This is a genomic window from Nocardiopsis sp. CC223A, assembly GCF_030766825.1.
In the GTDB taxonomy this organism is placed as follows: Bacteria; Actinomycetota; Actinomycetes; order Streptosporangiales; family Streptosporangiaceae; genus Nocardiopsis.
Map to the genome: position 1 here is coordinate 1 of NZ_JASFDV010000138.1, position 8,897 is coordinate 8,897.

Consider the following 8,897-nt stretch of genomic DNA (forward strand, 5'->3'; position numbering starts at 1 on the left):
CGGGACCGCCGCGGCACGGGGGGGCCGTGCCGGCGGTCGTCGTGCCCCGGCCACGGGGGAGGTGCGGCCGGAACACTTCCGGACCCGGCCCGGCCGCGGAGGGACTGCGGTCGGGACGTTCCGGCTTCCCCGCCGGGTCCGGGCGCGGGGGAAGCGCGACCCGGAGGCGGGGCGATCGGGCGGGCGGGGCCGGGCGGCCCCGCACAGAGGGAGACTGGGTTCCGGGGAAGCCCGAGCCCCGCCCGCCCTGGGGCGCGGGCCGGACCCGCGCCCGTCGGGGGCGCGGTGGGGGCCGCGCGGTCTTCAGGTGCGGTCCAGGGCCCCCAGGATGCGGCGGACCGCCTCGGAGGTCCGTGTGGCCGGAGAGAGAGGCACCCCCGCCAGCGGCCGGGGCTCCCCCGGCCACCGCATCCACCACCACAGGTCCCCCCGGTGCGGCCGGAGCAGCGCGTGCTGCGGCCCGGCGTGCACGATGCCGTGCACCCCGTCCTCGCGGGCCTCCACCCCGTGCGAGCGCAGCTCCGCGGCGAGCCCGCGCAGCACGAGGTCGATCTCGCCCGGACACCGCATGTCCGGGTCACCCGCCGGTGGGGTATCGACGGTCACTCAGGCCTCCCCTGTGGTCGCCAACGACGTTCCTCACTCTGCCGCACCGCCGGGACCGGAAGAGCACGCCTATGCGGATCACGCATGAGCTGTTATGCGCGCCCTTCCCGGGGCAGGAGACCCCTCCCAGAAAATCCCCATGGATCACGATGAAAACCAACAGAGGGTTTTTATCGCCCTTATCTCAACAACCCGCCCCACAAGGGACGGAGTGGTCACCTAAGACCCTTGGCACGGGGTTGTCAGAAGCCACGAAAAACCGCGAACACGGGCTTTACCCGGTACCGTCGGACCGAACACGGCCACCTCCGGCACCGCGAATCCCTAATCTGAACTCCATGTCCCAACTTCCACCGGACCTGTGGTCCCGGCCGCGTATCGCCGCCGCCCTGGCCACCTGCGACATGGCGACCGTCATCGAGGGGGTGCGCACCGCCCGCGGCTGGTCCCAGGGCGACCTGGCACGCGCCGTCGCCTACTCCCAGAGCTGGGTCTCCCGGGTCGTCAACGGCCAGCAGTCGCTCACCGTCACCCAGGTCCACGACCTGGCCCGGCGACTGGACATCCCGCTGCACCTGCTGCGCTTCGACGGCACCCTGCCGCCCGACGCCGACGAGGTACCGACGGCGGCCCCCGCCCCGGCGACCATCCGCACCGCAGGCACCGCCCGCGCCTTCGGCGCGCCGTACGAGGGCGGCCACCTCGCCGTCGACGAGACGACCGCGCCCTCGCTGCGCTCCATCACCGGCGGCCACCGCCGCATGGACTCCACCTCACCCGCCCGGGACCTGCTGCCCGGCGCCGTGGCCCACGTACACCTGGCCGAACGGATGCTCCTCAAGGCCCGCGGCACCACCCACCACTCCGCCGTCAGCGCCGCCGCCAGCGAGGCCTCCGGGTTCGCCGCCTGGCTGCACGCCGACCAGGGCGACATGGGGTCGGCCCGCATGCACTACCGCACCGCCGTCATCCGCGCCCGCCAGGCCGGGATGCGCCTGCTCGACGTGTACATGCTCGGCTCCCTGGCCGCCTTCGAGATCGACACCGCGGAGGACCCCGAACTGGGCCTGGGCCTGGTCCAGGAGGCCGAGCACGTCTTGGGCCCCTCCGCCCACCCCACCGCCCGCGCCTGGCTGGCCTGCGTGGGGGCGCTCGCCCACGCCGGCATCGGCGACCGCTCCGCCGCGGCCCACGCCATCGGCCGCGCCGAGAAGGAGATCTCCCGCTCCGGCAACATCAACCCGCCCTGGCCCTGGGTGTTCGCCTTCGACCAGGCCAAGATCTCCGGGTACCGGGCCCTGGTGGGGGTGCGCCTGCGCCGCCCGCACGACGCCCGCGACGCCTTCGCCGAGGCCTCCGGCCCCCAGGGACGGGGCGCCAAGCAGTCCGCGGTGCTGAAGGTCGAACTGGCCGCGGCGCACGCCGAGGCCGGCGACGTCGACGAGGCGTTCCGGCTGGCCGTGGAGGCCCTGGAGACCGGAACCCGGTTCGGCTCGGCCCGGGTCGTGGACCGCGTCCGCTCCTTCAGGCGTCGTTACAGGGGCCCGGAGGCCGCCTGCGTCCGAGACCTCGACGACCGCCTCGCACTGCTCGTGAACTCCGTCCCTACATCTGGGTACAAAGGCGGCTAAACGAACAGCAGGGAGGATGACGTGATCCGCATCGGCATCACCGGCCATCGCAACCTGACCCCCGGCGTCGGCGGCGCCGTCGCCGCCCTCATCGACTCGCACCTGGAGCCCTACGGGTGCGACATGGTGGGCCTGTCCTGTCTGGCGGACGGGGCCGACGCCCTGTTCGCCGCCGCGGTCATCGACGCCGGAGCCCCGCTGGAGGTGATCGTCCCCGCCCGCGAGTACCGCGACGGACTCCCCACCGGGCACCACCCGCTCTACGACCGCCTGCTCTCCCAGGCCGTCCTCGTCCACGCGTTACCGCACGTGGAGTCCACGCCCAGGGCCCACCTGGAGGCGGGCCGCCTCCTGGTGGAACGCTGCGACCAACTCGTCGCGGTGTGGGACGGCGAACCCGCCCGCGGCCCCGGCGGCACCGCCGACATCGTCGCCTACGCCCGCTCCCTGCACCGCCCGGTGTCCGTCCTGTGGCCCGAGGGCGCCCGCAGGTGAGGGCGCCGACGGGGTTCCGGAGGCCTCCGAGGAGAAGCCTCCGAGGAGAGGCCCGTGGCCGCAGGCCCGCCCGTAGGGGGAGGCGCCGTCGGCCACAGGCCCGTCCATAGGGGGCACCGTCGGCCGCAGGCCGCCCGTAAGGGGAAGGCACCGTCGGCCGCAGGCCGCCCTTTGAGGGCGGTGGTGGGCGACGGGTCGGGCGGTGGTGGGCGACGGGCGGGCGAGGACTTCGACGGAAGGGCCGCCGCGCCTCCCGAGACCCCTTCCCACCCCCTGGGGCGCCCGATCAGGCCGCAGCGGAGCGCAGGCCCGACGGGGACACCGCCGGCGGGATCACTCCCGGCCGGACATGGCCGCGTTGACGTCGGCGGCGCGCAGCACCCCGTGCACCGCGCCGTCGGCGTCCACCACCAGGTACTCCGGAAGCGGGTGGGAGGTCAGACGCTCCAGCATCTCCTCCCCCTCCAGGTCCAGCGGCAGCACAGAGTACGCGGTCAGCGCCCGCGCCACCTCCGCCACCGGCACCCACGCCCGCCGGGCGTCGGTGACCTCCGCGGCCATCCCCGGATGCACCACCGCCGTCGGCGTGCCCTCCGAGTCGGTCACCACCAGCGCCGTCGCCCCGATCACCGCGGCGCGCCGCTCGGCCTCGGCCAGCGGGGTGTCGGCCGGGACCGCCAGCGCCGCCCGCGCCAGGTCGCGGACCCGCAGCCCCGGCACCCGCGAGCGCACCCGCGCGGACCGCAGGGAATCGGTGGCGCCCATCCACATGAACCCGCCCAGCACCAGCCCCCACACGGTGCCCCACGGGTTGAGGGCACCGTTCAGCCAGCCCAGCAGCAGCGGCACCGCCACCACGACCAGGGCCAGCACCCGGCCGCCCCAGGCCGCCGCCACACTGCCCGCCAGCGGCCGCCCGGTCAGCTTCCACACCGCGGCCCGCACCAGCCGCCCGCCGTCCAGCGGCAGCCCCGGCAGCAGGTTGAACACACCCACCAGCAGGTTGGCCACCCACAGCTGGAACAGCAGCTCGCCCACCACCGTGAACGGGTCCGCCAACAGGAACAGCCCGAACGCCCCGGCCGCGATCAGCAGCGAGAACAGCGGGCCCGCGAACGCGATCCAGAACTCCCGCCCCGGCGTGGACGCCTCCTTCTCGATCTCGGAGACCCCGCCCAGCACGTACAGCACGATCCGCCGCACCGGCAGCCCGTACCGGCGCGCCACCACCGAGTGCGCCAACTCGTGCACCAGCACCGACGCGTACAGCAGCAGCGCGAACACGAACGCCATCGCATAGGAGAACACCGGCGGCAGGGCCAGGCGGTCCTGCACGATCCCGCCGTACACCAGGGTGATCAGGACCGCCACCACCCACCACGACGCGGTGACGTACACGGGGACCCCGAAGGGCCGGCCCAGGAGCAGTCCGTTGGAGCGGTCGCGGGGCGCGGGGCGATCGTTGCCGATGGTCACGCCCCCAGGTTACGGGGCCGCGCCGCACCCGGCACCCGGGGGTGCCCGCGCCCGGGAGGCCCGGCGCACAGGGCTCCGGCGCACGGGTGTCGTCTGTCACGCCCTTCTCGTAGGCTCACGGGTATGACCACCGCGCTCCTGCCGTCCGCACTGTCGCCCTCCCGGGCGTCGGACTTCCTCCAGTGCCCGCTGCTCTTCCGGTTCCGCACCATCGACCGGCTCCCGGAGGCCCCGAGCGCGGCGGCCCTGCGCGGCACCCTGGTCCACGCCTGCCTGGAGCGCCTGTACGAGCTGCCCGCCGAGACCCGCACCCCCCGCACCGCGGTCGGCCTGGTCGACCCCCAGTGGACCAAGCTCAAGGACAAGCGCCCCGAGGTGGAGGAGCTGTTCGCCGACGAGGCCGCCCGCGACGCCTGGCTGGAGTCCGCCCGCGACCTGGTCCGCCGCTACTTCGACCTGGAGAACCCCACCGCCCTGGAACCGCGCGAGCGCGAGATGCGCATCTCGGTGGAGCTGCCCACCGGGCTGCGGCTGCGCGGCTACGTCGACCGCCTCGACGTGACCCCCGACGGGCGCATCCGCATCGTCGACTACAAGACCGGCAAGTCCCCCTCCCCGCGCTTCGAGGACAAGGCCAAGTTCCAGATCTTCTTCTACGCGGTGATGATCTGGCGCGACCTGGGCGTGGTACCCACCCGGCTGCAACTGGTCTACCTGGGCGGGAACGGGGCGATCCGCTGGTACGACCCCACCGAGGACGAACTGCGCGCCGCCGAGGCCGAGATCTCCGACATCTGGGCCCGGATCGAGGCGGCCGGCCGCGCCGGGGTCTGGGAACCCAGGAAGAGCAGGCTCTGCGACTGGTGCGAACACCAGGCCATCTGCCCGGCCTTCGGCGGCACCCCGCCGCCACTGCCCGACGCCCTCCCCCCGGGGGCCTGACGGCGCAGCGGTACCTCCGCGGGGCACCGGATACGGCAGAATCGGCCTGTGCCCGTCTCAGTGCTGCTGGTCGACGACCAGCCCCTCGTCCGCGCCGGCTTCCGGATGATCCTGGAGGCCGCCCCGCACCTGTCCGTGGTCGGCGAGGCCTCCGACGGTCGCGAAGCGGTGGCGGCCGCCCGCAGGCTGCTGCCCGACGTCGTCCTCATGGACGTGCGCATGCCCGGCATGGACGGCGTCGAGGCCACCCGCCGCATCGTCGAGCGCTCGCGCTCCCTGGACCAGGCCGTCCGGGTGCTGGTGCTCACCACCTTCGACCTCGACGAGTACGCGGTGGGCACCCTGCGGGCGGGCGCCCACGGGTTCCTGCTCAAGGACTCCCCGCCCGAGGAACTGGTGGCGGCGGTGGAGACCGTCGCCTCCGGCGGCGCCGTGGTCTCCCCCCAGGTGCTGGAGCGGCTGCTCGCCCGGTTCGCCCCGCTGCTGCCCGCCTCCGACGGCTCCGGGAACGACGCCCCCGACCCCCTCACCGAACGCGAGCGCGAGGTGCTGCGCCTGGTCGCCCGCGGCTGGTCCAACTCCGAGATCGCCGCCCACCTGGTCGTCGGCGAGACCACCGTCAAGTCGCACGTGGGCCGTATCCTCACCAAACTCGGTCTGCGCGACCGCGTGCAGGCCGTGGTGCACGCCTACGAGAGCGGCCTGGTCCGCCCCGGGGAACAGGACGGATGAACCCCCGGTCCGCCCCGCCGGCCCCGGCGCGTTCCCCCGCACGGAACCGAGCGGCTTGGGAGGATGACCCGGTGATCGAACTCACCGGTACCCGGTCCCCGGGCGGGCGAACCCGGACCGAGGGGGCCGCGTCCCCTGAAGGGGTCGTGAACACCGGGTCGACCGCCGCGGGGCACCGGCGGGAAGGGGAGGACGGACATGGGGGACAAGCGGGGCCGCCCGCCGTCGGGTGAGGACCGCATGCTCAGCCGGATGCGTGACTGGCGCGCCCGGCACGAGCGCGACCTGGCCCCGGACGAGGAGGAGGACGAGCGCCCCCTCCCCGACGCCCGGGCCATCGACCTGGTGCTGCGGGTCGGCGAGCTGATGCTCGCCAGCGGCGAGGGCACCGAGGCGGTCAGCGAGGCGATGCTCAGCCTCTCGGTGGCCTTCAACCTGCCCCGCTCGGAGGTGTCGGTCACCTTCACCACCATCACCCTGTCCACGCACCCGGGCGGCGACCAGCCGCCCATCACCGGCGAGCGGGTGGTGCGCCGCCGCTCCCTGGACTACTTCCGGGTCAACGAGCTGCACACGCTGGTGCAGCAGGCGGCCCTGGGCCTGCTGGAGCTGGAGGACGCCGCCGCCAGGCTGGAGAGCATCCGGCGGGCCCGCATGCCCTACCCCCACTGGGTGATCGTGGTCGGGTTCGGACTGATCGCCTCCAGCGCCAGTGTGATGATGGGCGGCGGCCTCATCGTGACGACGGCGGCGTTCCTGGCGGCGGTGCTGGGCGACCGCACGTCGGTGTTCCTGGCCCGCCGCGGGGTCGCCGAGTTCTACCAGATGACCGCCGCGGCGATGGTCGCGGCGACCATCGGCGTGGGGCTGCTGTGGGTGAGCCACGAGATGGAGCTGGGGCTCCAGGCGGGCGCGATCATCACCGGCAACATCATGGCGCTGCTGCCCGGGCGCCCGCTGGTGGCCAGCCTCCAGGACGGGATCAGCGGCAGCTACGTGTCGGCGGCGGCCCGGCTGCTGGAGACGTTCTTCATCCTGGGCGCGATCGTGTCCGGAGTGGGCGCGGTCGCGTACACGGCGGTGCGCCTGGGCGTGTCCATCGACCTGGACGCCCTGCCCTCGGCGGGCACCTCCATGGAACCGCCGGTGCTGCTGGGCGCGGCCGGGATCGCGATCGCGTTCGCGGTGTCGCTGGCGGTACCGCCCCGGATGCTGGTGACCATCGGCCTGCTGGGCGTGATGATCTGGGTGATCTACGCGGGCATGCGGTCGGTGTTCGAGGTGCCGCCGGTGGTGGGCACCGTCGTGGGCGCGGTGGCCGTGGGGGTGGTGGGCCACTGGCTGGCCCGGCGCACCCGCCGCCCGGTGCTGCCCTACCTGGTGCCGTCGATCGCGCCCCTGCTGCCGGGCAGCCTGCTGTACCGGGGGCTGATCGAGTTCACCCAGGGCACGGCGGTGTCGGGTCTGCTCTCGCTGGTGGAGGCGGTCATGGTGGGCCTGGCGCTGGGCGCCGGGGTGAACCTGGGCGGCGAGCTGGTGCGGGCGTTCCAGCGCGGCGGTCTGGCCGGGGCCGGCATGCGCGGCCGCCCGGCGGCGCGCCGGACCCGGGGCGGGTACTGAACTCCTCCCCGATCCGATCGAAAGTGATGCGAACCACAGGCGACCTGTGGGTATCTCACCGTGTGAGAAGCAGTCGACGACACCGACGCCGTGTTTTCGACACGAAACGCGACAAGCATGTGATGTCAGCCACTATTCTTGGCGTCAGCTCAACGACGAGCCCGTAACGAAAGGCCGATCCCATGTGCAGCCATGAGCCTCCCTGCCCGTCCTTCGAGGACACCGACCGCGAGGCCGCGCGCGTCGTCTCCAGCCATCCGGAACAGGGGTGGAGCCTGCTCTGCAACGGCGTCGTCCTTTTCGACGACACCGGTGAGCTGCTGCCCGACGGCGCCGTCGTCGCCCCGCACCGCCCCCGCGTCCTGGCCGCCTGACGCCACCGTCCCCGCCGGTCCCCCGACGGACCGGACGATCCCCGCCCGGGAGCCGAGCCCCCGGGCGGCGGTACGCGCCGACCGTTCCGCGGCCCTTGGCCTCACAGGCGCTCGGGCCAGTCCTCGGGCAGCAGGTCGCGGCCCCCGGTGGCCTCCGCCAGCCGGCGCCGCAGGTCCGCGTGCAGGCCCGGCCCCCACACCAGTTCGTCGGGGGTGCGCACCGCCTGGACCAGCGCCTCCCGCAACCGCGCCGGGTTCGCCTCCCCCTCCAGCGCGGGCAGCGCCGCCAGGGCGTGCATCCGGGTCAGCACCGCGAACAGCTCCGCCGCCAGCGCGGGCGCGCTGGTCGTGGCCACCGCCTCCGCCAGGTAGGGCTCCCACCAGGGGACCCCGTCCTCCTCGCCGCCGTGGGCGAACCCGCGCCGCAGCCGGGCACCGACCTCCCGCGCGGTGTCCTCCCCGAGGTCGCGCAGTCCGCTGCGCCACACCCCGGCGGCCCCGTCGGCGTCTCCGCGCAGTCCCAGCAGCCCGGCCAGCAGCTCCACGGCGGCCCCGGCGGTCCGCGGGGCGGCGGGCTCACCGTCCTCCCGGGGCGGCTCGACGACCGCGTCCAGGTCGGCGATGGCGTGTTCCAGGTGGGCGGCGGCGCGCAGCAGGCGCAGCTCCGGGTCCTCGGCCACGGACAGCCCCCGTTCGGCGGCGCTCAGGGCGGCGCCCGGCGCGCCCCGGTCCAGCAGCCTCCCGGCCAGGTCGCGGGCGGCCTCGGCCACGGTCTCGGCGTGCAGCCGCTCGGCTCGGTCGGGCGGCGGGGCCAGTGCCGCCTCCCAGTGCTCCTCGGCGGCCCCGGGGTCGCCGCGCTCCTCCGCGGCGCGGGCCAGTCCGTAGTGGGCGACGGCGGTGTGCCCGGGCCCGCCCAGGTCCAACAGCCGGCGCCAGATCCGCTCGGCCTCGGCGTCCTCGCCGTCCTGCTCCAGGGACAGCGCCAGATGGTGGGCGGCCCGGGGCGCGTGCCGGGGGTCGC

General features: G+C 74.6%; 9 protein-coding genes. 6 read left to right on the plus strand and 3 right to left on the minus strand.

The annotated features are described in order from the left end of the window. Positions 1-303: 303 nt before the first annotated feature. Entirely contained in the window at positions 304-606 is a 303-nt protein-coding gene (locus QJS33_RS30420) for a hypothetical protein (RefSeq protein WP_370634555.1), read from the minus strand. 377 nt (positions 607-983) lie between these two features. On the opposite strand from QJS33_RS30420, the gene QJS33_RS30425 reads away from it, so the two are divergent. Then, on the plus strand, positions 984-2,237 hold the full coding sequence (locus tag QJS33_RS30425) for a helix-turn-helix transcriptional regulator (protein ID WP_306371527.1): 1,254 nt from the start codon (positions 984-986) through the stop codon (positions 2,235-2,237). Between the two features lie 21 nt (positions 2,238-2,258). Then, positions 2,259-2,732, plus strand: coding sequence for a hypothetical protein (locus QJS33_RS30430; protein ID WP_306371521.1), 474 nt, complete (start codon positions 2,259-2,261; stop codon positions 2,730-2,732). A gap of 333 nt (positions 2,733-3,065) precedes the next feature. Here the strand turns inward: QJS33_RS30430 and QJS33_RS30435 are convergent, their stop codons facing one another. Further along, the gene (locus QJS33_RS30435; protein WP_372339744.1) at positions 3,066-4,208 is read right to left on the minus strand and encodes a site-2 protease family protein; all 1,143 of its coding nucleotides are present in this window, start codon (positions 4,206-4,208) and stop codon (positions 3,066-3,068) included. Between the two features lie 123 nt (positions 4,209-4,331). On the opposite strand from QJS33_RS30435, the gene QJS33_RS30440 reads away from it, so the two are divergent. From QJS33_RS30440 to QJS33_RS30455, 4 genes are all read left to right on the plus strand, one after another. Continuing rightward, positions 4,332-5,150, plus strand: a complete 819-nt coding sequence (locus QJS33_RS30440) for a RecB family exonuclease (RefSeq protein WP_306371522.1) — start codon at positions 4,332-4,334, stop codon at positions 5,148-5,150. Positions 5,151-5,198: 48 nt separating this feature from the next. Beyond that, positions 5,199-5,882, plus strand: a complete 684-nt coding sequence (locus QJS33_RS30445; protein WP_306371523.1) for a response regulator transcription factor — start codon at positions 5,199-5,201, stop codon at positions 5,880-5,882. A gap of 198 nt (positions 5,883-6,080) precedes the next feature. Beyond that, positions 6,081-7,502: a threonine/serine exporter ThrE family protein gene (locus QJS33_RS30450; RefSeq protein WP_306371524.1), complete on the plus strand. Its 1,422-nt coding sequence runs from the start codon at positions 6,081-6,083 to the stop codon at positions 7,500-7,502. Positions 7,503-7,684: 182 nt separating this feature from the next. Next, the gene (locus QJS33_RS30455; RefSeq protein ID WP_306371525.1) at positions 7,685-7,876 is read left to right on the plus strand and encodes a DUF5999 family protein; all 192 of its coding nucleotides are present in this window, start codon (positions 7,685-7,687) and stop codon (positions 7,874-7,876) included. 101 nt (positions 7,877-7,977) lie between these two features. On the opposite strand, the gene QJS33_RS30460 is transcribed toward QJS33_RS30455, so the two are convergent. Then, positions 7,978-8,897: tetratricopeptide repeat protein (locus QJS33_RS30460; RefSeq protein WP_306371526.1), on the minus strand; the 920-nt coding region annotated here is incomplete at its 5' end.

Bases quoted from the DNA above. Each gene is read 5' to 3' on its own strand.
- QJS33_RS30455 (WP_306371525.1), top strand. From the start codon at position 7,685: ATGTGCAGCCATGAGCCTCCCTGCCCGTCCTTCGAGGACACCGACCGC.
- QJS33_RS30440 (WP_306371522.1), top strand. From the start codon at position 4,332: ATGACCACCGCGCTCCTGCCGTCCGCACTGTCGCCCTCCCGGGCGTCG.
- QJS33_RS30450 (WP_306371524.1), top strand. From the start codon at position 6,081: ATGGGGGACAAGCGGGGCCGCCCGCCGTCGGGTGAGGACCGCATGCTC.